The organism is Sphingomonas sp. J344 (assembly GCF_024700005.1).
Lineage (GTDB): Bacteria > Pseudomonadota > Alphaproteobacteria > Sphingomonadales > Sphingomonadaceae > Sphingomonas.
In genome coordinates this window covers 3,107,823-3,127,975 of sequence record NZ_JAJONB010000001.1, presented here as the reverse complement: position 1 = coordinate 3,127,975, position 20,153 = coordinate 3,107,823, and the positions used below count along the sequence as shown (strand labels likewise).

Here is a 20,153-nt window from a genome sequence, read left to right as displayed (position 1 = left end):
CGCTGCGTTTGACGAAATCGGCTGGGATCCGGAGGAGCAATCCCCCTATGCGCTGCTGTTCCGCGAAGTGGATAGCGACCGCTGGCGCGCGGTGATCGACCTTGATTGAGGTAGCGCTCCCATAATTCGATTGTGCTCGCTCCCGCATTCGGCAAATCTCGCCGGCGACAGGGGGAGGTTTCTATGGACGATGCGGTTTCGCCGCAGGCGACGCTTGCGAGGATCAGCGCGCGGCTGATGCCGCTGCTCTGCACCATGTACCTCCTCGCCTATATCGACCGGCAGAACGTCTCATATGCCAAGCTGGAGATGGTCGACGCGCTCGGCATGTCCGAAGCCGCCTATGGCCTTGGCGCCAGCCTGTTCTTCCTCGGCTATTTCCTGTTCGAGGCACCCGCCAACATGGTGCTCGCCCGCATTGGCGCGCGGGTGTGGTTCACCCGGATCATGCTCACCTGGGGGTCTCATCACCGTCGCGCTCGGCTACACGCAAAGCCCGACGATGTTCTACGTCCTGCGCTTCCTGCTCGGCGCGGCGGAGGCGGGGTTCTTCCCCGGGGTGCTCTACCTCCTCACCCTCTGGTATCCGCAGGCGCACCGCGCGCGGATGGTCGGGCTGTTCATGATCGCCAGCGCCTTTGCCAATGCGGTCGGATCGCTGATCGGCGGCGCGCTGTTGGAACTGGACGGCGTGGCGGGCCTCGCCGGATGGCAATGGGTGTTCGTCGCCACCGGACTGCCCCCGGTGCTGCTCGCGCCTGTCGTATTGTGGAAACTGCCCAGCACCCCCGGCGAGGCGAAATGGCTGAGCGACGGCGAAAAACACTGGCTCGCCACTACCCTCGCCGCCGAAAGCCCGTCAGGCGACCATGGCTCGGCCTGGCGCGCTGTCGCCGACCCGCGCGTGCTGCTGCTCTCGCTGCTCTATTTCGCGATGCCGCTCGGTGCCTATGGCCTTAGCTACTGGCTCCCGACCATCGTCAAGAGCTTCGGCGCGTCGAATATCCAGAACGGCATCATCAACGTGATCCCGTGGATCCTCGTCGCGGCCGCGCTCTGGGCGGTCCCGCGTCACGCAGCGCGCCACGGGACGAGCCGCTGGCACGTCGCCGGCCCGATGCTGGTCGCCGCTGCCTTCTTCCTCGCCAGCGTCGTTGTGCCCGGCGCAGCGCTCAAATTCGCCTGTTTGTGCATCGCCGCCGCCGCGATCTTCTCCGCCCAGCCGGTGTTCTGGAGCGTACCGCAAGGGCTGCTCTGCGGGGCCCACGCCGCCGCCGGGCTCGCGGTGATCAACTCGGTCGGCAATCTCGGCGGATTTGCCGCGCAGAACGCGGTGCCGATGGTCCGCGACTATACCGGCAGCACGCTTGCGCCGATGGCGATGCTGGCCGGCGTGCTGGCAGTCGGAGGGCTCGCGTTTCTGATCGTGCTGCCACGCCTCGGAGTTGGGCGCAGCGCCGACTAGGCCCTACATCTCCCCCGCGCGCGGCGCAGGGCATACCATTTCTGGACGTTGGCGTTGTGCTGCTCCAGCGTGTCGGCGAAGATATGCCCGCCGGTGCCATCCGCGACGAAGTAGAGCGCGCTGGTCTGTTCCGGGTTCAGCACAGCGTCGATGCTCGCGCGGCCCGGATTGGCGATCGGCCCGATCGGCAGGCCCGCGCTGGCATAGGTATTGTACCCATTCTTGTCCTGCAGTTCGGAGCGCAGGATACGGCGGCCGAGCGGCTTGCCCTTGGTCACCGGATAGATGACGGTCGGATCGGCCTGCAATGGCATCCCGCGCTTCAGCCGGTTGGAATAGACCCCGGCGACCATCCGCCGCTCCTCGGGCTTCCCCGTTTCCTTTTCGACGATCGACGCGAGGATCAGCGCCTCACGCTCATTCGCCACCGCAATGCCCGGCTTGCGCTTCGCCCATGCCTTGCTGAGATAGTCCAGCATCGCATTCTGCATGCGATCGAGCACCGCCTGCCGCGTATCGCCGCGATTATAGGCATAGCTGTCCGGCAGCACCGTGCCCTCGACCGGCACCTCGACCTCACCCTCGAGCTGCTCGGCGGCCATCAGCCGCTCATGCACCATGATCGACGGCATCCCCTCGGGAATCATCACGAAGCGCTGGAGCGTGCGCCCGCCCTGCAGCATCTTGAGCAGGTCCGACTGACTGATCTTCGCCGGCACGCGATATTCGCCCGCCTGGATCGGCGTGTCGTCGCCAAACACCCGCGCCATCCACAGGAACAGGTCGGCATCGCGGATCGCGCCCTGCTTCTCAAGCTCGCGCGCGGCAGTGGTCAGGGTCGATCCCTGAGCCACCATCAGCGTCGAGTTGCGCGCGCCCGGACCGGGGCCACCCCAAAGCTGCGCCGCCCAAAAGGCCGCGCCGACGAGCGCGAGGATCAGGAGGACGCCGAAGCAGCCGAACTTGCGCACCAACGTCTCCCGAACCTGCGGATCAAACCGCCTTCATCACCAGCGACGCATTGGTCCCGCCAAAGCCGAACGAGTTGTTCAGCACCGCCTTCACCTTCCGCTCCTTGGCCTTGTGCGGCACCAGATCGACGCCGACGCAATTCTCGCTCGGATTGTCGAGGTTCAGCGTCGGCGGCACGATCTGGTCGCGCATGGCGAGGATGCAGAAGATGCTCTCCACCGCGCCCGCACCGCCCAGCAGATGGCCGATTGCCGACTTGGTCGAGCTCATCGACAGATCGCCGATCGCGTCGCCGAACAGGCGGCGAACACCGCCCAGCTCCAGTTCGTCGCCCAACGGGGTCGAGGTGCCGTGCGCGTTGATATAGTCGATGTCCGACAGCGCGAGGCCCGAGCGCTTCATCGCCATCTGCATCGACCGGAATGCGCCCGAACCCTCGGGGTGCGGTGCCGTGACGTGATAGGCGTCACCCGACAGGCCATAGCCGATCACTTCGGCATAAATCTTGGCACCACGCGCCTTGGCCCGCTCATATTCCTCGAGCACGACGATGCCCGCGCCCTCGCCCATGACGAACCCGTCGCGACCCTGATCCCATGGGCGGCTGGCGCGCCACGGTTCGTCGCGGAAGCCGGTCGACAGCGCGCGCGCCTGACCGAAACCGGCGATGCCAATCGGGCAAATGGTGCTTTCCGCGCCGCCCGCCAGCATGACGTCGGCGTCATCCATTGCGATCATCCGCGCAGCGTCGCCGATCGAATGCGCCCCGGTCGAACAGGCGGTAACCACCGCGTGATTCGGCCCCATCAACCCGTATTTGATCGAAACCTGACCCGAGATCAGGTTGATCAGCCGACCATGCACGAAATGCGGCGAAACGCGCTTCGGCCCCTTCTCGTGCAGAACTAGCGATTCGCTCTCGATGCCCGGAAGGCCGCCGATTCCCGACCCGATCGAGCAACCGGCGCGCAGCCGCTCTTCCTCGCTCATGTCGAGCAGGCCGGCGTCCTCGATCGCCTGCCCCGCAGCGTCGATGCCATAGACGATGAACGGATCGACCTGGCGCTGGATCTTGTGATCGACGCGCTTGCCAGGGTCGAAGCCATATTCATGGTCGGCGGGCTTCACCTCACAGGCATAGTTGCTCTGGAAATCGGTCGCGTCAAAGCGTGTGATCGTCCCCGCGCCCGATTTGGCCGCGATGATGTTCGTCCACGTGGTTTCGACATCCCCGCCCAGCGGGGTGACAAGGCCGAGGCCGGTTACGACGACGCGCCGCATAGCAACTCTCCGGTATCAGGCATCGTGCTGAACCAAATGGAACCGATGTTCAGCGACCAACGATGCGACAGTAAAATGCTTCACAAAGGAAACGGCTCCCCACCCCTTTCCGGGACCGGGAGCCGTTCGTCAAATCCTGCCCATGCGGGCCGGCATCGCGGTGACCCGCTTAGCCCTGATTTTCGTCGATATAGGTGATCGCGTCCTTCACGGTCGTGATCTTTTCCGCCGCATCGTCGGGGATCTCGACACCGAATTCTTCCTCGAACGCCATCACCAGCTCGACGATGTCGAGGCTGTCCGCGCCCAGGTCGTCGATGAAGCTTGCATCCTCGGTCACCTTTTCGGCTTCGACGCCGAGGTGCTCGACGACGATCTTCTTCACGCGATCGGCGGTCTCGCTCATGTACCCTGTTCCTTCTTATGGGTTGAATCTCTAATCCTGAACGCACCTAGAACGCCGCCAGCCCCTGCGCAAGAGGGGGACGCAGCGTCACCGGTGGATCACAGCATCGCCATGCCGCCATTCACGTGCAGTGTCTGGCCGGTGACATAGCCCGCTTCCTTCGACGCAAGATAGACCACCGCCGCAGCGATATCCTCGCCGCTGCCAAGATCGCCGGCCGGAATTTTTGTCAGCAGCGCGGTCTTCTGCGCCTCGGGCAATACGTCGGTCATCGCCGAGCGAATAAAGCCCGGCGCGACGCAGTTCACGGTGATGTTGCGGCTCGCCAGTTCCTGCGCCAGCGCCTTGGACATTCCGACCAACCCGGCCTTGGACGCGGCATAGTTGGCCTGTCCCGGATTTCCGGTCGCGCCGACGACGGAGGTGATCGAGATCATCCGGCCATAGCGCGCCTTCATCATCGGCTTGGCAGCAGCGCGCATCAGGCGGAACGCGGCCTCAAGGTTGACGCGGATCACGGTGTCCCATTCCTCATCCTTCATCCGCATGGCGAGGTTGTCGCGGGTGACGCCGGCATTGTTGACGAGGATGTCGAGCTTGCCGAGCGCTTCGACCGCCGACGGCACCAGCGCATCCACCGCTGCCGCATCGGACAGGTTGCAGGCGAGTGCGACATGATCCCCGCCCAGCTCAGCGCGAAACGCCTCCAGCTTCTCGGCATTGGACCCGGATACCGCCAGTCGCGCGCCTTGAGCGGCGACTGCCTTGGCGATCGCGGAACCGATCCCACCCGATGCGCCGGTCACCAGCGCGGTCATGCCTGTCAGGTCGAACATATTCATTCTCCTCAGAGCGCCTTTTCGAGCGCCTCGATATCATCCATCGTCACCACGCTCGTCACGGTCGCGTCCGGCGCAATCCGCTTGACCATCGCGCCCAGCACCTTGCCGCCAAGCTCGACGAACTGCGTCACGCCGGCCTCCTGCATCGCAAGAATCGACTCGCGCCAGCGCACGCGGCCGGTGATCTGATCGACCAGCAGCGTCTTCGCCTCGGCACCCGACGTGACCGGGGCTGCGGTGACATTGGCGTAGAGCGGCACCAGCAGGCCGTCGGTCGTCGCCTCGGCCAGGATCGCGTCCATTGCATCCGCCGCTGGCTGCATCAGCGAACAATGAAAGGGGGCAGACACCGGCAGCAGTACGCCGCGCTTGATCTCATAGTCCTTCACCAGCGCTACCGCGCGCTCGATCGCGCCGCGATGGCCGGAAATCACCACCTGGGTCGGGTCATTGTCGTTGGCGACCTCGCACACTTCGCCCTCGGCCGCCGCCGCGCTCAGCGCTTCCGCCTTGGCGATGTCGGCCCCGAGCAGCGCGGCCATCGCCCCCTCACCCACCGGCACCGCCGCCTGCATTGCCTGGCCGCGCGCCTTCAGCAGCGCTGCGGTCTGCGGCAGGCTGAACGCCCCTGCCGCGCACAATGCGCTATATTCGCCCAGCGAATGCCCCGCGACGAAATCGGCCTTGTCGGACAGCCGCACCCCGCCTTCCTTTTCCAGCACGCGCAGCACCGCGATGGCATGCGCCATGATCGCCGGCTGGGCGTTTTCGGTCAGCGTCAGGTCGCTCTCCGGCCCTTCGGTCATCAGCTTGAACAGCTTCTGCCCCAGCGCATCGTCGACCTCCTGAAACACCTCGCGCGCGGCGGCGCTCGCTTGGGCGAGCGCCAGCCCCATGCCGACCGACTGGCTCCCCTGCCCCGGAAAGATGAAGGCACGCATGTTCAAGGCTCCTCTCGAAATCAGGCGGTCGCCCTAAGCCCGCTCCCCCACAACCGCAAGATGAACGAAGCTGAACGGGTTGCGACACACGGCGACCATTTTGCACAACTTCCGCGAAACCCCTGCGACACGCGGCCCCCCAGATTGATCTCGTCGCCCGATGACGGGCTCGAACGCAGGAGACTGAAGATGAAGAAGTTTGTTCTCGCCGCCGTCGCCGCATCGGTCGCGGTCAGCCCGATACTCGCCGCCGCGCCCGCCGCAGCAGCTCCGCAGCGCCATACGACGGTCGTGAAGCACAAGCCGAACGGCAAGGTCGTGGTCCGCCAGCAGACTGTCGGCAAGGCGACCCCGCAGCGCTATCGCAAGTGGCAGCGCGGCCAGCGGTTCGACCACCGCTATGCCCAGAATTACCGCCAGATCGACTATCGCCAGTACAACCGCCAGTATCGCGGTCACCTGAACGCCCCGCCGCGCGGCTATCGCTACGTCCAGTCGGGCAATGACATCGTGCTGGTCAGCATCGCGAGCGGCATCATCGGCGCCATCTTCGGCAACATGATCCGCTAAAGGCTTCCTCCGGGCGGCGGGGTGTCCATCACCTCGCCGCTTGCCTTTTTCCCGAAAGCGCGCGTAAGGGCGCGTCGTTGAGCGGCAGCCTCGGCTGGCCGCTTTTCGTATTTGGAACGACAGCCGGAGGGGCGTCTCGCATGGTGCGGGCGTCAGCGATCGGCCAACAGTGAGAACAGACGCATGGCTCTGTACGAGCATGTGTTCCTTGCGCGCCAGGATCTGGCACAGGCGCAGGTGGACGCACTGGCGGAAACCGCCACCAAGATCGTCGAGGATAATCAGGGCAAGGTCGTCAAGACCGAGACCTGGGGTCTTCGCAGCCTCGCCTACAAGATCGCGAAGAACCGCAAGGCGCATTACGTGATGCTCGAAATCGACGCCCCCGCAGGTGTCGTCGCCGAGCTCGAGCGCCAGACGCAGATCAACGAAGACGTGATCCGCTACATGACCGTCCGCGTGGACGAGCTGGAGCAGGGTCCGACCGTGATGATGCGCAAGGGTGACCGCGAGCGCCGCGGTCGTCGCGACCGCGACGGTGACGAAGGCCGGGGAGAATAAGACATGGCACGACCCTTTTTCCGCCGCCGCAAGAGCTGCCCCTTCTCCGCGAAGGATGCGCCCCGGATCGACTATAAGGACGTTCGCCTGCTGCAGGGCTTCGTCTCCGAGCGTGGCAAGATCGTCCCCTCGCGCATCACCTCGGTGAGCGCGAAGAAGCAGCGCGAGCTGGCGATCGCCATCAAGCGCGCACGCCATCTGGGCCTGCTGCCCTTCATCGTTAAGTAAGGAGCGGACCCATGCAAATCATTCTGCTCGAGCGGGTCGAGAAGCTCGGCCATATCGGCGACGTGGTGACGGTGAAGGACGGGTTCGCCCGCAACTTCCTGCTTCCCAACAAGAAGGCGCTGCGCGCCAACGAAGCCAACCGCAAGGTGTTCGAGGCGAATCGCGAGCGCATCGTCGCCGAGAACGCCGCCAAGCGCACCGAGGCAGAGAAGGAATCGAAGAGCCTTGAGGGCGTTTCGGTCACCCTGATCCGCCAGGCGTCGAACACCGGCCAGCTCTACGGCTCGGTCGCGGTGCGCGACATCGTCGAATCGCTCAACGCCGATGGCCACAAGGTCAACAAGGCGCAGGTCGTCCTCGACAAGCCGATCAAGGCGATCGGCCTGTACGAAGTCCGCGTCGCGCTGCACGCCGAGGTTGCGGTGACCGTCAAGGTCAACGTCGCCCGCTCGCCGGAAGAGGCCGAGATGCAGGCACAGGGCGTCAACGTGATGGAGGCGATGTTCGAAAAGGACGAAGCCGGCTTCACCGAGGATTATGATCCCAACGCCGAACCCGGCGAGATCGCTGTCGAAGCGACCGAGACCGAGGAGCAGGCCGAAGGCTAAACCCCTCGCCGTTTCCGGTCCGAACAAAGAGAAGGCCGCCCAGACGCGAAGTCTGGGCGGCCTCTTTTTTCGCTTGGGAGCGAAACTCTTGGGTTACGGTGCGGCGACCATCGCACCCAGCACCGCAACCAGCGGAATGGCGGCCAAGGCCACCGACATCAACTTGCCCATCTGTATTCTACCTGAAGCGTCGTTCAGGGTTAACAATGCGTAGGCGATGGGAAGGTTGCATCGGTCCGGGACTGACGACCCCCTTCGCCTACTTCCGCCCGAACAGCTTCTCGATATCGCCATGCGCCAGCTTCACCCAGGTCGGTCGGCCATGGTTGCACTGGCCCGAATGCGGCGTGACCTCCATCTCGCGGAGCAGCGCGTTCATCTCTGCGACCGACAGCACCCGACCCGCGCGGACCGATCCGTGGCACGCCATCGTCGCGGCCACATGGTCGAGTTTTTCCTTGAGGCTCAGCGCCTGGTCGAACGCCGCCAGCTCATCCGCGATGTCGGTGACGAGTGCGATCACATCGCCCTTGCCCAGCATCGCCGGGGTCGCGCGGACCAGCATCGCGCGCGGGCCAAAGCGCTCCAGCTCCAGCCCGAACTCCGCCAGTTCGCCCGCCCGCGCCTCCAGCCGGTCGCACGCCGGCTCGTCCAGCTCGACCACCTCCGGCAGCAACAGTGCCTGGCTTGCGACGCCGCCACTGCTCACCGCACGCCGCATCCGTTCGAGGACGAGGCGTTCGTGGGCAGCGTGCTGGTCGACCAGCACCAGGCCGTCCTCCGCCTCGGCGACGATATAGGTCCGCGCGACTTGCCCCCCGCGCGACGCCGAGCGGGTAGCTGATCGCCGCCGGGACCGGCTCGGCGGCGGGTTCAGCGCGCGCCTGTGGGGGTGGCGTGAAGAAAGTCGGGCGGCGGTCACTCAAGCTCGTCACCCCAGCGAAAGCTGGGGTCTCCCCGAGATTACCGGCATCGCTTCCCCACGGGAGACCCCAGCTTTCGCTGGGGTGACGTGAGGGGTTCTGATCGGGCGCTAGCGCCTCGCTCGTCCACAACCCCATCACCGCCGCATCGGGACGCTGCACGCTGCGATGCCCTGCCCCGTCCAGGGCCCGCCTCAGCCCGCTGACGATCAACCCGCGCGCGAGCTGCGGATCGCGGAAGCGCACCTCGGTCTTCGCCGGATGGACGTTCACATCGACCTGGTCGGGCGGCACGTCGAGGAACAGCGCCACCACCGGATGACGGTCGCGCGCCAGCATCTCGGCATAGGCGCCGCGCACCGCGCCGGTGAGCAGTCGGTCCTTCACCGGGCGCCCATTGACGAACAGATATTGGTGGTCCGCGACGCCGCGGTTGAAGGTCGGCAATCCCGCGACCCCGCCCAGCACGATCCCCTCGCGCTCGAAATCGATCCCGACGCTGTTCGCCGCCAGATCGCGGTCGGTCAGCGCCGCGACGCGCGCGATCCGGTCCATCCCCTCCTGAACGCTGAGCACGCGCCGCCCGTCATGCTCGACCGAAAAGCCGATTTCGGGCCGCGCCATCGCGAGCCGCTTCACCACGTCGAGGCAGGCGGCATATTCCGAGCGGGTCGAGCGCAGGAACTTGCGCCGCGCCGGCACCTTTTCGAACAATCCCTCCACCCGCACCCGCGTCCCGGGGGGGCAAGGCCGCCGGCCCCTCGGCCGCCAGTGCGCCATTGTCCACCGTGCGCGACCAGCCATCGGCCCCGCGCGGGCGGCTCTCGACCGTGAAGCGCGACACGCTGGCGATCGACGGCAGTGCCTCGCCGCGAAAACCCAGTGTCGTGACCGCATCGATGGCGTCATCGGGCAATTTCGACGTTGCGTGCCGCTCCAGCGCCAGCGCCATTTCGGCGGGCGTCATCCCGCATCCGTCGTCGGTAACCTCGATCAAGTCGATCCCGCCACCGCCCAGCCGGACGGTGATCCGGGTCGCCCCCCGAATCGACAGCGTTTTCCACAAGTTCCTTGAGCGCGCTGGCAGGGCGTTCCACCACCTCACCCGCTGCAATCCGGTTGACAAGATGCTCCGGCAAGCGGCGTATTGACATGCAGGATGGTGTAGCCCAAGCGACGCCATCCTGCGAGCTGTATCCGCCAGATTTCCTGTTCCGGAGCTGACCTGCTCCGGATTGGTCAATGCTAACTCAAATGCGAATCGCGCCGCCCCTCACGCGCGAAGGACGGAACAATAGATGGCGTTTTTCTCCCGCTTTTTCAAATTCATGTCTCACGATCTCGCAATCGATCTGGGGACCGCGAACACGGTTGTTTACCTGCGCGGACGCGGGGTCGTCCTGAACGAGCCGTCGGTCGTCGCGGTCGAGACGATCAACGGCGTCAAGCGGGTCAAGGCTGTCGGCGACGACGCGAAGCTGATGATGGGCAAGACGCCCGGCTCGATCGAGGCGATTCGCCCCCCTGCGCGACGGCGTCATCGCGGATATCGACGTGGCCGAGCAGATGATTTCGCACTTCATCCGCAAGGTGACCGGGCAGCGCAAGTTCATGCGCTGGCCCCAGATCGTGATCTGCGTCCCTTCGGGTTCGACCAGTGTCGAGCGCCGAGCGATCCGCGACGCCGCGTCGAATGCGGGTGCCAGCCAGGTGTTCCTGATCGAGGAACCGATGGCCGCCGCGATCGGTGCCGACATGCCGGTAACCGAGCCGATTGGATCGATGGTCGTCGATATCGGCGGCGGCACGACCGAAGTCGCTGTGCTCTCGCTGCGCGGCCTGGCCTATTCGAACAGCGTTCGCGTCGGCGGTGACAAGATGGACGAGGCGATCGTTTCCTATGTTCGCCGCAACCATAACCTGCTGATCGGCGAAGCGACGGCCGAGCGGATCAAGCAGGAAGTCGGTGTCGCCAAGCCGCCTACGGACGGCATCGGCCTGACCATCCACATCAAGGGGCGTGACCTGGTCAACGGCGTCCCCAAGGAAATCCAGATCAACCAGGGCCAGATCGCCGAGGCGTTGAGCGAGCCGGTCGGCACGATCGTCGAGGGCGTTCGCATCGCGCTTGAGAATACTGCGCCGGAACTGGCGGCGGATATCGTCGACCAGGGCATTGTCCTGACCGGGGGCGGCGCGCTGCTCGAGGGGATCGACGAAGTGCTCCGCGATGAAACGGGTCTTCCCGTTACGGTTGCCGAAGACCCGTTGACCTGTGTGGCGCTGGGCACCGGTCGTGCGCTAGAAGACCCGGTGTTTCGTGGTGTTCTGATTCAGGTCTGAGGAAGCGGGGGCTATGGCGCCGCCACATAACCGGCGCTCCGGCTTTTCACGGCGAGCGCAATATGGGCTCTTCATCGGATATGTGGTCGCGGTCGGCGGTGCGCTGGTCGCGGTCGCGCTGCTGCTGCTCTCGACGCTGAACCCTCCCGCCTATGCGGTAGTGCGCGGCGCCTTTTCCGAACTAGTCACTCCCGTCGCGTCGGGTGCGGACTGGACGCGGCGCGGCATTTCCGGCGTGCCCGGCTGGATTGGCAGCTTCTTTGCCGTGCGCAGCGAGAACGCACGACTGAAGGCCGAACTCGAGGCCAACAAGACGCTGGTCGAACATGCCCGGGTCGTCACCCGCGACAACCGTCGGCTGCGCGCGCTGGTCAAGCTGCGCGACCGCGTCGCCGATCCGGTGGTCGCCGCGCGCATCGTCTATGCCAGCGGCTCCAGCACACGGCGCTTCGCGACGCTCAACGCCGGCAGCTGGCAGGGCGTTCGTCCGGGCCAGCCGGTGCGCGGCCCCGACGGGCTGATCGGTCGGGTGGTCGAGGTCAGCCCGAACACCGCGCGCATCCTGCTCGTATTGGACCCCGAAAGCGTCGTTCCCGTCCGCCGCATCCGTGACGGCCTGCCCGCGATCGCCGCCGGGCGCGGCGATGGGTTGCTCGAAATCCGCTCCGCAGGTGAAGCGCAGGTGCTGTTCGAGCCGGGCGATACGTTCGTCACATCGGGCACCGGCGGATTGTTTCCACCCAATATTGCGGTTGCAATCGCTCTAGAACGCGCCCGCGACACGGCGAAGGCCAAACCGACCGCAAGTCCCGACATGCTCGATTATGCATTGGTCCAGCGCGCCTTCTTCCCTGAAGCCGCCGATGTGCGCGCGCCGGACGCAGCACCGCGGTGACGGGTACACCTTTTGCGGGCCTTGGCCAGCCGAACGTCTCGAAACGTGCGCGCTGGCTCGCTCCGCTGACGATCGTCCTCGCCTCGCTCATCACGCTCATCCCGTTCAAGGCGACCGTCCCGCTGCTTCCGCCTTTCGGGCTGATGATGCTGCTCGCGTGGCGGCTCCATCGGCCCGATTTGCTCAAGCCGTGGGCGCCATTGCTGCTTGGCTTTGTCGACGACATGGTCAGTGGCCAGCCGCTGGGCAACGCGATGTTCTTCTGGACGGTGTCGTTCATTGCGATCGATGTGCTAGATACGCGGATCGTGTGGCGTGACTTTCTTCAGGACTGGCTGCTGGCCGCCGGCGCGATCGGATTTTGCCTGATCGGCGGGCGGCTCGTTGCTGCGCCGCTCGACGCGCATGTCGACACCGTCCTGCTGATTCAGATCCTGATCTCGATCGCGCTGTTCCCGGTCCTGTCACGCCTCGTCGCCCGCCTCGATCGCCGGAAGAAATGGCAATGAGCGGCCCGGTGCGTATGATCACCGAGGCGCAGCAAAGCTACAGCTTCTCGCGCCGCGCGATGCTGGTTGGCGGGGTTCAGGCAACGTTGGGACTGGTCCTGGCGGGGCGAATGACCTGGCTCGCCGTCTACGAGAACGACAAGTACAAGCTGCTGGCGGAGAGCAACCGCGTCAACCTGACGCTGACGCCCCCACGCCGGGGTTGGATCGTCGACCGACGCGGCGTACCGATTGCCAACAACCGCACTGATTTCCGGGTCGACATCATTCCCGACCGGCTTGAGAACAAGGCTCAGGTACTGACTACGCTGCAACGAATCCTGCGCCTGACGGCAGAGGATATCAGCAGGATCGAGGATGATCTGAAGGGCGCGGCGGGGTTCCAGCCGGTCCAGGTCGCCGAAAATCTCGACTGGGAACGCTATGCCTCGGTCAGCGTGCACCTGCCCGAACTGCCGGGCGTGGCCCCGACCCGCGGCTTTGCCCGCAACTACCCCGCCGGAGCGGCGGTCGGGCATCTGATCGGCTATGTCGGCACCGCCTCGGCCGAGCAGTTCAAGGAAACCAAGGATCCGCTGCTGCTCACCCCCGGCTTCAAGCTCGGCAAGGACGGTCTGGAAAAGATGCTGGAGGGTACGCTGCGCGGCACCCCCGGCGCGAAGCGATCCGAGGTCACCGCGCGCGGAAAACTGGTCCGGGAACTCGAAACCCGTGCCGATGTGCCGGGAAAGACGGTACGGCTGACCATCGACGCCGGGCTACAGGAATATACCGCCCGGCGCCTCGGCAACGAGTCGGGATCGGTCACGGTATTCGACATCACCAATGGCGACATCCTCGCGATGGTTTCGATGCCCTGTTACGATCCGAACGCATTTTCCGATGGCATCAGCCGCACCGAATGGAAGTTGCTGTCGCAGGACGACCATCTGCCCCTGATGAACAAGACGATGCAGGGGCTGTACCCGCCCGGCTCGACCTTCAAGCCAGCGACCGCCCTCGCCATTCTCGGAGCGGGCGTCGATCCCAAGCGCGTCGTGTATTGCAACGGCGGCTATCAGCTTGGCAATCGCCGCTTTGGTTGCCTCGGTCGCCACGGGCCGATGACGATGCACACCGCGATCGCGCGCAGCTGCAATACCTATTTCTACACGATCGGACGCGAGATCGGGATCGAACCGATCGCAGCGGCAGCACGCAAGCTGGGGTTCGGCGCGGAGTTCGACCTGCCCCTCCCCTCACAGCGTTACGGCACCGTCCCCGACACCGCGTGGAAGCAGCGCCGCTACAAGCAGGACTGGACCCAGGCCGATACGCTCAACGCCTCGATTGGCCAGGGATATGTGCTGGTCAGCCCCTTTCAGCTCGCGGTCGCCACGGCCAGGATCGCGTCGAGCCGGGCCCTCCTTCCCTCGCTCATCATCGACCAGCCCAAGCCGCCACTGCGCCTCGATTTCCCTGAGGAGCATCTCGCGATCGTCCGCGCCGGGATGGACGAGGTGGTCAATGGCCACGGCACGGCGGGCGCGTCGCGCCTTCCCTTTGAAAATATCCGCATGGCGGGCAAGACCGGCACCGCGCAGGTCCGCCGCATCATGGACCGCAACCGCGGCCAGGGCGGCGAGTGGAAATATCGCGACCATGGCCTGTTCATCTGTTTCGCCCCGGTCGAAAATCCACGCTATGCCGCGTCGGTGGTGATCGAACATGGGATGGGCGGGTCGCGCGCCGCGGCACCGGTCGCAAAGGACGTGCTGACCTGGCTGTTCGACCGGCAAAAGGCGATCAACGCGCTCGCGGTACTTGAGGCCGGGTGGGGCGGCGACATCCGCACGCGCATGGCGGCGAAGGAGGCGGCGTTCCGCTCCGCGCAGGGTTTGCCCCCCACGCCCGGCTGACGCCGCGCCAGCAGCTGTGGCCACCCCAACCCCCTCTCCGACGTCATCTCCCGCGGCGACGGCAACCGCGCCGGCCGCACCCGCCCCTACTCCGGTGCCCACACCGTCGCCGACGGCAGTCGCTCCGCCCTCAACCAGTGCTACGCCGGAGGCTCCCCGATGACCACGATCGGTTCGGGCTTCGTCCCCGCCCCCGTGCTGCGTCTGCCCTGGGGCGCACTGACGTTGGTCGTCGGCATCGGCCTGTTCGGCACGGCGATGCTCTATTCGGCGGCGGGCGGCAGCCTGACCCCCTGGGCGCTCAGCCACGGCATGCGCTTCTCGATCTTCCTCGCGATCGCGCTCGCCATGTCGCGCGTGCCGGTCGACTGGTATCGCCAGCTCGCCTTCCCGATCTATGGCATCTGCATCGTGCTGATCGTCCTGACCGAGCTGATCGGTCATGTCGCGGGCGGCGCGCAGAGCTGGCTCGACCTCGGCTTCATGCGGCTCCAGCCGTCAGAGCTGACCAAGCTCGCCCTCGTGCTCGCACTGGCGCGATTCTACGAGATGCTGCCCACTGGCGAGACGCGGAAATTCGGCGCGATCTGGCCCGCGTTGGTGTTGACCATGATCCCGGCGGGTTTGGTGCTGGTCCAGCCCGACTTGGGAACCGCGGTCATGATTATCGCCGGGGGCGGCGCAATGATGTTCCTCGCCGGATTGCCGCTACGCCTGTTTATCGCCGGCGGCATGGCGGGGGCGGTCGCGGGCCTGCTGATGATCAACTACGGCATGCAGGAGTATCAGCAGAAGCGCGTTCTGATCTTCCTCAATCCGGAACAGGATCCCCTGGGTGCCGGCTATCACATCACGCAGTCGAAGATCGCGATCGGATCTGGCGGGTTGTTCGGCAAGGGCTTTGGGAACGGCACTCAGGTCCACCTCAATTACCTGCCCGAGGGGCATACCGACTTCGTCTTCGCTCTGATCGCCGAGGAACTGGGGCTGGTCGGCGGCGTCGGGCTGATTGCCGCATTCGTCGCGCTGTGCCTTTGGGCGATCGGAGTTGCCGCACGTGCGACCAGCAAGTTCGAACGCCTGACCGCAGCCGCGATCTCCGCCACGATCTTCTTCTACGTGGCGATCAACCTGCTGATGGTGATGGGCCTGGCCCCGGTGACCGGAATCCCCCTCCCGCTGGTCAGCCATGGCGGGTCTTCGATGATGACCGTGATGTTTGCGATCGGCATCCTGTTCGCAATCGACCGTCAAAATCGGCATAATGCCACCACCGCCCGCTGGTAACGGGCCGTTTTTGGCAAAAAGCCTGTTGCATTCCCGAAACTCGCCCGCTATCCGCGCCACTCCCGAACGCGGCAAGCGGCTCCAGAGCCCCTTCCCTTCGCCCGGAATGGACGCATAGCTCAGTTGGTAGAGCAGCTGACTCTTAATCAGCGGGTCCTAGGTTCGAGCCCTAGTGCGTCCACCATCTCCTTTCAGTCGCTTAACTCGGTTATTTGTGACCAGATGGAGGCCATTTCGGCCTCCACTGTGACCTTTTTTGTGACCGACCGCCGTCCGATTCCCGAGGGGGCCATTGCGTCCCGACCTGGCCTCAAAAATCAGCTGGCCGGCATGGGACGCCAACTGCTTGGCCGACAGGTGCGTGAACGACGCACCATTCCGGGGCCAATCCGCAACTGGCGAGTTGGCGCCGGACTGACGTGCCACGCGACATTGAAACCAAAGGCAGCGCCGGTCCACCATATGGCCTGGCGGCTTTGCTTGGCGACCCTATCGTAGGACAGGCGAAATGCCCGATCCCGACCCCTCTTGGACCAGGGAGCGAGGCAAAATACGCGTTCGGCCTCGCCCGGCAACCCGGGTCCGGACGGGACTTTGGCAAACGGTCAGTATTCGAACCTCATACCGACGCGGAAGCGACGGCCGATCGGCTGCTTTCGGAGTCGATCGCTTGGCGGTTGCATGACGGCTTTGCTGACTGTCCGCATTTTCTTGGTATGCGATTGCAGGAAATAGCCGTCCGAGTTTGGCTACGGCTAGCTGCCAGCGAGCGTCAGAATTCCCGGGACACTTTGGTCGCGAGTCAGGGCGATTTCGTCGCTTTGTGCGCGATCCATCCGCCGTCGTAGCGAACGACTGGCACCGCCTGCAGCGCGTGGCATCGAACGACGATGACGATCTCATCCAAAGCATTTGTATTGCGCCGGTCCGCAAAGCTGGCCGGCTGGATCGGCTTCGCGTCGTTCGAACTGCTGGTTGTCGCGCTCGTCAGCCTTGTGGCTTCAGTCCGTTGTTGCGGCGCCGACAGTCCGGCTGGTCCTCAATCGCCGGGCGAGTGGCTCGCGCTCGCACTGTTTGCCCCGGTCATGCTGCTGCTCGGCGCAGCAGTCGGCGGCGGGATCGCGTTCGCGCTGGAAGGCCTGCTGCGTCTCTTCGCCCGCATAGCCGGATCACGTCCAGACGGATCTTCGTCGTAGGCGCGGGCATCGCCGTCGCGCCCTGCTGGCCAAGACAGCGGCAAGCAACCGACAAGGCACCCATCACTTCTGAGAGGAGACCATCATGACTTCAACGCCTGTCAAGCTTGCCCTGGCCGGATTGGCCACGGCTGCCGCCATCGGCCTTGCCTCCCCCGCTCATGCAGGCACCGGGTGCAACGGCGTGGTCAACATTCTGGTGTGGGGCTGTGCCCCTGGGACAACAACAATGGGCCGCAATACCCCTATTACAAGAAGAAGCAGGTCACGATCCAGGCACCGCGGGGCAGCCGGATCACGATCAAGGACGGACATGCAGTCGTGAACGTGAACGGTCGCGACTATCCGGTAGTGAACGGTGCCAGCGGCGTCATTGCGGCGGGCGGAGGCAATGTCGTGTCGGCAGGCGGTGGCAACGTCATTTCAGCGGGGGGGCTGAACCTGCGGGTCTGGACTCAGAACTGACCCGTAGGGGCGGCGATCGCGGCGAGAAAGTCGTCGATCGCCGCCATTGCCGCGCTCCGCACTGGCTCTCGCTCGCGCAACAATTCGTGCGCCACGCCCTTGCCGAACCGACGCACGGTGACATGCGGAAGCTGCCCGATCAGGCGAAGCGCGGCCCCGCTGTGCGTGAGGCGATCGCGATCGGCGACCATCAGCAGCAAGGGGATGTTCAGTCCCAAGACCGCCCGGTTTGCGCGCAATTTCCTGCTTGAGGAAAATGCTTCGGCCAACCAGCCCCAGCTCGGCGGCCCCAGGCGAAATGCCGGGTTTTCGTCCAGCCAGAATTGCTCGTCGAGATACCGCTCGAGGTCTCCGGTCATCATCGACATGCTGTCGATCTGGTTCGCCGCGCTTGCGCTTTCCTTCCACGGCCCGCGCGCTCCATTGCCGCGACGAACCTGCCAGGAAGCGATCGCCTCGCTCAGGCGGACGCCGAGCGGCGTTCGGATACGGATCATGGGCGACAGCAACACGGCCGCATCGGGCACGACCATGCGTTCGACCAGCGCGCGCAGCAGGAGATGTCCCCCCATCGAATGGCCCATCACGACATGTGGCCCGGCTGTGCGATCCCGCCACGCTGCGGCGACGTCGGAGAGGTCGGCGACAAGGCGCGCGAAACTTCCGCTGTGCCCGATCAGCGGGTCCGCGGTCAGCCGGGGCGACCCTCCATGCCCGCGCCAGTCAAACGCATCGACATTCCAGCCGCGGGCGCGCCAATGTCCGAACGCTTCGAGATACTTCTCGAAAAAGTCGCCGCGACCGCCCAGGAACAAGATTGATCCGCGCGGCGCGTCCGCTCGCCACTGGAATGTGCGCAGCGGGTAGGCATCGTCGGTTTCGTACCATCCGATCGACGCATCGTCATGCACCCGCCGCCGCAGCAGCGCCCCGATCTGCGCTCCGCTCACTCCTCGATCGCCCCGGTGACAGCGGCCAGCACCTGGGACCTGTACAGCGGCCCGACGGGGACCACGCTGTTGTCTGCCAGGGTCAGCTTGAGGACTTTTCCTCTCCGGTTGATTCCCCGGACCGCGGATGGCCGGACAAAGGCAGAGCGATGCGCGCGGATCAGTCCGCCGGCGATCATTCGCGATTCGAGTTCCGCCATCGTGATCCGGTAGAGATAGGCCCGGTCTGCGGTATGAAAATAGACATGGTCGCGTGCCGCTTCCACACGCTGGATGCTCTCGACGCTGACGCGAGCGAGCCCGGTGCGCACCGGCACCCAGAACACATCCTCCTCCTGGCTTTCGACGGGCGTGGTGGTCGGCGCCGGCGCTCCGGCGCGTCGGGCGGCCTGGCGCTCGCGTAGCCGCGTCAACATCTTGGCGAGGCGTAGCCGGCGGAGCGGCTTCAGCACATAGTCTGCAGCACCCAGTTCGAAGGCGTCGACCGCATATTCCTCGTGCGCGGTCAGGAACACGATGTCGATGTCCTGCGGCACCAACTCGATCGCGGTTTGAATGCCGCTCTTGCCGGGCATGCTGATGTCGAGGATGACCGCATCGGGGGCCGCGTCGGCGATCAGCGCGAGGGCGGCAAGGCCGTTGTCGGCCTCCCCGACAATCTCGATGCCGCCGTCTTCGCCGAGCAATGCGCGCGTCAGCTCGCGCGAGAGCGGTTCGTCATCGACGATCGCGATCCTCATGCCATCTTCTCTCGTTCGAGTGACGCAACCGGAAGGTCGATCGCGACCCGATAGCCGTTAGCGACAGGGCCATGCTCAATCGCTGCGCGGTCCCCATAATGCAGCTGGAGCCGGCGCCGGCTGTTGTCGATACCGATACCGTGACCCCGTCCTGCGCCACCGGAGCCATCGCTGGTATTGAAGAGCTCAATGCGAGCCACCCGGCCATCGCCGGTCACGCTGATGCGAATGCTTCCCGGTCCCTGGATCTCGGCCACGCCATGGCGCACCGCGTTCTCGACCAGAGGCTGGAGCAGAAAATTCGGAACCGGCAGTTCCTGCAGCCCGGGGTCGAGCTCGGTCGTCAGGTTCAGCCGGTCGCCGAAGCGGGCGCGCTCGATTTCCAGATAGGCGCGGATCGTCGCCAGTTCCTGCGCGATCGGCACCATCGCATCAGGTCGCGAGACCAACGCTGCGCGCAAAAAGTCGGCAAGGCGGCCCAGCATGTCTTCCGCCTCTTCATCGCGCCCCCGCACCACCAGACTGGAGATGCCGTTGAGCGTGTTGAACAGAAAATGCGGGTTGAGCTGAAGCCGCAGCGCCGCCGCCTCCGCACGGCTCGCGGCGGCGGCAAAGCTAATCGCACGCGCTTCGTTCAGCCGGGCCAAATCGGTCGCGCGCGCTGCCCAGACGAGCGCGATCGACAGATACATGGTCCAGCAATAGAGGATCAGCATCAGCACCAGACGCTGGGGCTGCATACCGACCGCCCAGTCTTGCCAGCTCGGCACTATCGTGAGGGCAAGCAGCTGAAGCAGCGCCTGGTCGGCTGAAGTCTGGATCATCGCCGCTACCAGTCCGGCAATTGCCATGAGCAGCCACTTTACGTGTCCGGCCCGTTCCGCCAGATGGTCGAGCAACAGGCTCAGCGCCACAGCCTGCGCGATGCCGAGCAGCAGCAGCGGGACATTGGCAACTACCATCATGCCGCCCGCAAAACGCCCTTGAGCAATCGCGCCGCCGATCACCAGAGCATATCCGAACAGCCACAGGACTGCGCAAAGCCGGATGGCGGTTCCACGCATGATGCTACG

Annotated in this window: 20 protein-coding genes, 1 tRNA gene and 2 pseudogenes; 13 read left to right on the top strand and 10 right to left on the bottom strand. The window is 65.2% G+C overall.

What is annotated here, in order from left to right; all coding sequences use genetic code 11:
• Positions 1 to 291: 291 nt before the first annotated feature.
• Entirely contained in the window at positions 292 to 468 is a 177-nt protein-coding gene (locus LRS12_RS16025; RefSeq protein ID WP_257845392.1) for a hypothetical protein, read from the bottom strand.
• A gap of 34 nt (positions 469 to 502) precedes the next feature.
• Between LRS12_RS16025 and LRS12_RS16020 the strand changes: the two genes are divergently transcribed.
• Entirely contained in the window at positions 503 to 1,465 is a 963-nt protein-coding gene (locus LRS12_RS16020) for an MFS transporter (RefSeq protein WP_257845391.1), read from the top strand.
• On the opposite strand, the gene mltG is transcribed toward LRS12_RS16020, so the two are convergent.
• The 5 genes from mltG to fabD all read right to left on the bottom strand — a co-directional run bounded on the left by mltG (position 1,462) and on the right by fabD (position 5,907).
• Complete coding sequence (gene mltG, locus LRS12_RS16015; protein ID WP_257845390.1) at positions 1,462 to 2,436, bottom strand: endolytic transglycosylase MltG; 975 nt, start codon at positions 2,434 to 2,436, stop codon at positions 1,462 to 1,464. The genes LRS12_RS16020 and mltG overlap by 4 nt on opposite strands.
• 22 nt (positions 2,437 to 2,458) lie before the next feature.
• Positions 2,459 to 3,718 carry a beta-ketoacyl-ACP synthase II gene (fabF, locus tag LRS12_RS16010; RefSeq protein WP_257845389.1) on the bottom strand — a complete coding sequence of 420 codons (1,260 nt, stop codon included), beginning with the start codon at positions 3,716 to 3,718 and terminating at the stop codon, positions 2,459 to 2,461.
• Positions 3,719 to 3,887: 169 nt separating this feature from the next.
• The gene (locus LRS12_RS16005) at positions 3,888 to 4,124 is read right to left on the bottom strand and encodes an acyl carrier protein (protein ID WP_066575645.1); all 237 of its coding nucleotides are present in this window, start codon (positions 4,122 to 4,124) and stop codon (positions 3,888 to 3,890) included.
• Between the two features lie 98 nt (positions 4,125 to 4,222).
• The gene (fabG, locus tag LRS12_RS16000; RefSeq protein ID WP_257845388.1) at positions 4,223 to 4,960 is read right to left on the bottom strand and encodes a 3-oxoacyl-[acyl-carrier-protein] reductase; all 738 of its coding nucleotides are present in this window, start codon (positions 4,958 to 4,960) and stop codon (positions 4,223 to 4,225) included.
• 11 nt (positions 4,961 to 4,971) lie between these two features.
• Positions 4,972 to 5,907, bottom strand: coding sequence for an ACP S-malonyltransferase (gene fabD / locus LRS12_RS15995; protein WP_257845387.1), 936 nt, complete (start codon positions 5,905 to 5,907; stop codon positions 4,972 to 4,974).
• Positions 5,908 to 6,096: 189 nt separating this feature from the next.
• Between fabD and LRS12_RS15990 the strand changes: the two genes are divergently transcribed.
• From LRS12_RS15990 to rplI, 4 genes are all read left to right on the top strand, one after another.
• Positions 6,097 to 6,477, top strand: coding sequence for an RcnB family protein (locus LRS12_RS15990; protein WP_257845386.1), 381 nt, complete (start codon positions 6,097 to 6,099; stop codon positions 6,475 to 6,477).
• Between the two features lie 183 nt (positions 6,478 to 6,660).
• Positions 6,661 to 7,038, top strand: a complete 378-nt coding sequence (gene rpsF / locus LRS12_RS15985) for a 30S ribosomal protein S6 (RefSeq protein WP_257845385.1) — start codon at positions 6,661 to 6,663, stop codon at positions 7,036 to 7,038.
• A 3-nt stretch (positions 7,039 to 7,041) separates the two neighbouring features.
• Entirely contained in the window at positions 7,042 to 7,266 is a 225-nt protein-coding gene (gene rpsR, locus LRS12_RS15980; protein WP_066575653.1) for a 30S ribosomal protein S18, read from the top strand.
• An 11-nt stretch (positions 7,267 to 7,277) separates the two neighbouring features.
• Positions 7,278 to 7,874 carry a 50S ribosomal protein L9 gene (rplI, locus tag LRS12_RS15975; RefSeq protein ID WP_257845384.1) on the top strand — a complete coding sequence of 199 codons (597 nt, stop codon included), beginning with the start codon at positions 7,278 to 7,280 and terminating at the stop codon, positions 7,872 to 7,874.
• Between the two features lie 259 nt (positions 7,875 to 8,133).
• On the opposite strand, the pseudogene mutL reads toward rplI, so the two are convergent.
• Positions 8,134 to 9,951 (bottom strand): annotated as a pseudogene (gene mutL, locus LRS12_RS15970) (DNA mismatch repair endonuclease MutL).
• 144 nt (positions 9,952 to 10,095) lie between these two features.
• On the opposite strand from mutL, the pseudogene LRS12_RS15965 reads away from it, so the two are divergent.
• From LRS12_RS15965 to LRS12_RS15930, 8 genes and pseudogenes are all read left to right on the top strand, one after another.
• A pseudogene (locus LRS12_RS15965) lies at positions 10,096 to 11,140 on the top strand (rod shape-determining protein).
• A gap of 13 nt (positions 11,141 to 11,153) precedes the next feature.
• Positions 11,154 to 12,035 carry a rod shape-determining protein MreC gene (mreC, locus tag LRS12_RS15960; protein ID WP_257845383.1) on the top strand — a complete coding sequence of 294 codons (882 nt, stop codon included), beginning with the start codon at positions 11,154 to 11,156 and terminating at the stop codon, positions 12,033 to 12,035.
• Complete coding sequence (mreD, locus tag LRS12_RS15955) at positions 12,032 to 12,544, top strand: rod shape-determining protein MreD (protein ID WP_257845382.1); 513 nt, start codon at positions 12,032 to 12,034, stop codon at positions 12,542 to 12,544. Before mreC ends, mreD begins: the two co-directional genes overlap by 4 nt.
• A 14-nt stretch (positions 12,545 to 12,558) precedes the next feature.
• Positions 12,559 to 14,442, top strand: a complete 1,884-nt coding sequence (mrdA, locus tag LRS12_RS15950; RefSeq protein WP_257845535.1) for a penicillin-binding protein 2 — start codon at positions 12,559 to 12,561, stop codon at positions 14,440 to 14,442.
• Positions 14,443 to 14,601: 159 nt separating this feature from the next.
• On the top strand, positions 14,602 to 15,729 hold the full coding sequence (rodA, locus tag LRS12_RS15945) for a rod shape-determining protein RodA (RefSeq protein ID WP_257845381.1): 1,128 nt from the start codon (positions 14,602 to 14,604) through the stop codon (positions 15,727 to 15,729).
• Positions 15,730 to 15,837: 108 nt separating this feature from the next.
• Positions 15,838 to 15,913 (top strand) — tRNA-Lys (locus LRS12_RS15940).
• Positions 15,914 to 16,646: 733 nt separating this feature from the next.
• Positions 16,647 to 16,925 (top strand): hypothetical protein, encoded by a 279-nt coding sequence (locus LRS12_RS15935; protein WP_257845380.1) that lies wholly within the window; start codon positions 16,647 to 16,649, stop codon positions 16,923 to 16,925.
• Between the two features lie 201 nt (positions 16,926 to 17,126).
• On the top strand, positions 17,127 to 17,390 hold the full coding sequence (locus tag LRS12_RS15930; protein ID WP_257845379.1) for a hypothetical protein: 264 nt from the start codon (positions 17,127 to 17,129) through the stop codon (positions 17,388 to 17,390).
• Here LRS12_RS15930 and LRS12_RS15925 read toward each other — a convergent pair.
• Genes LRS12_RS15925 through LRS12_RS15915 form a run of 3 tightly spaced genes read right to left on the bottom strand, consistent with a single transcriptional unit; the run spans position 17,381 to position 20,087 of the window.
• On the bottom strand, positions 17,381 to 18,340 hold the full coding sequence (locus LRS12_RS15925; RefSeq protein WP_257845378.1) for an alpha/beta fold hydrolase: 960 nt from the start codon (positions 18,338 to 18,340) through the stop codon (positions 17,381 to 17,383). The genes LRS12_RS15930 and LRS12_RS15925 overlap by 10 nt on opposite strands.
• A complete protein-coding gene (locus LRS12_RS15920) occupies positions 18,337 to 19,080 on the bottom strand; it encodes a LytTR family DNA-binding domain-containing protein (protein ID WP_257845377.1) in 744 nt (247 codons plus the stop codon). Before LRS12_RS15920 ends, LRS12_RS15925 begins: the two co-directional genes overlap by 4 nt.
• Entirely contained in the window at positions 19,077 to 20,087 is a 1,011-nt protein-coding gene (locus LRS12_RS15915) for a sensor histidine kinase (protein WP_257845376.1), read from the bottom strand. Before LRS12_RS15915 ends, LRS12_RS15920 begins: the two co-directional genes overlap by 4 nt.
• Positions 20,088 to 20,153 lie beyond the last annotated feature (66 nt).

Coding starts and splice junctions, on each gene's coding strand:
- LRS12_RS16025 (WP_257845392.1), bottom strand. CDS start 468: ATGAGACCCCCAGGTGAGCATGATCCGGGTGAACCACACCCGCGCGCC.
- LRS12_RS16020 (WP_257845391.1), top strand. CDS start 503: ATGTTCTACGTCCTGCGCTTCCTGCTCGGCGCGGCGGAGGCGGGGTTC.
- fabF (WP_257845389.1), bottom strand. CDS start 3,718: ATGCGGCGCGTCGTCGTAACCGGCCTCGGCCTTGTCACCCCGCTGGGC.
- LRS12_RS16005 (WP_066575645.1), bottom strand. CDS start 4,124: ATGAGCGAGACCGCCGATCGCGTGAAGAAGATCGTCGTCGAGCACCTC.
- fabG (WP_257845388.1), bottom strand. CDS start 4,960: ATGTTCGACCTGACAGGCATGACCGCGCTGGTGACCGGCGCATCGGGT.
- fabD (WP_257845387.1), bottom strand. CDS start 5,907: ATGCGTGCCTTCATCTTTCCGGGGCAGGGGAGCCAGTCGGTCGGCATG.
- LRS12_RS15990 (WP_257845386.1), top strand. CDS start 6,097: ATGAAGAAGTTTGTTCTCGCCGCCGTCGCCGCATCGGTCGCGGTCAGC.
- rpsF (WP_257845385.1), top strand. CDS start 6,661: ATGGCTCTGTACGAGCATGTGTTCCTTGCGCGCCAGGATCTGGCACAG.
- rpsR (WP_066575653.1), top strand. CDS start 7,042: ATGGCACGACCCTTTTTCCGCCGCCGCAAGAGCTGCCCCTTCTCCGCG.
- rplI (WP_257845384.1), top strand. CDS start 7,278: ATGCAAATCATTCTGCTCGAGCGGGTCGAGAAGCTCGGCCATATCGGC.
- mreC (WP_257845383.1), top strand. CDS start 11,154: ATGGCGCCGCCACATAACCGGCGCTCCGGCTTTTCACGGCGAGCGCAA.
- mrdA (WP_257845535.1), top strand. CDS start 12,559: ATGATCACCGAGGCGCAGCAAAGCTACAGCTTCTCGCGCCGCGCGATG.
- rodA (WP_257845381.1), top strand. CDS start 14,602: ATGACCACGATCGGTTCGGGCTTCGTCCCCGCCCCCGTGCTGCGTCTG.
- LRS12_RS15920 (WP_257845377.1), bottom strand. CDS start 19,080: ATGAGGATCGCGATCGTCGATGACGAACCGCTCTCGCGCGAGCTGACG.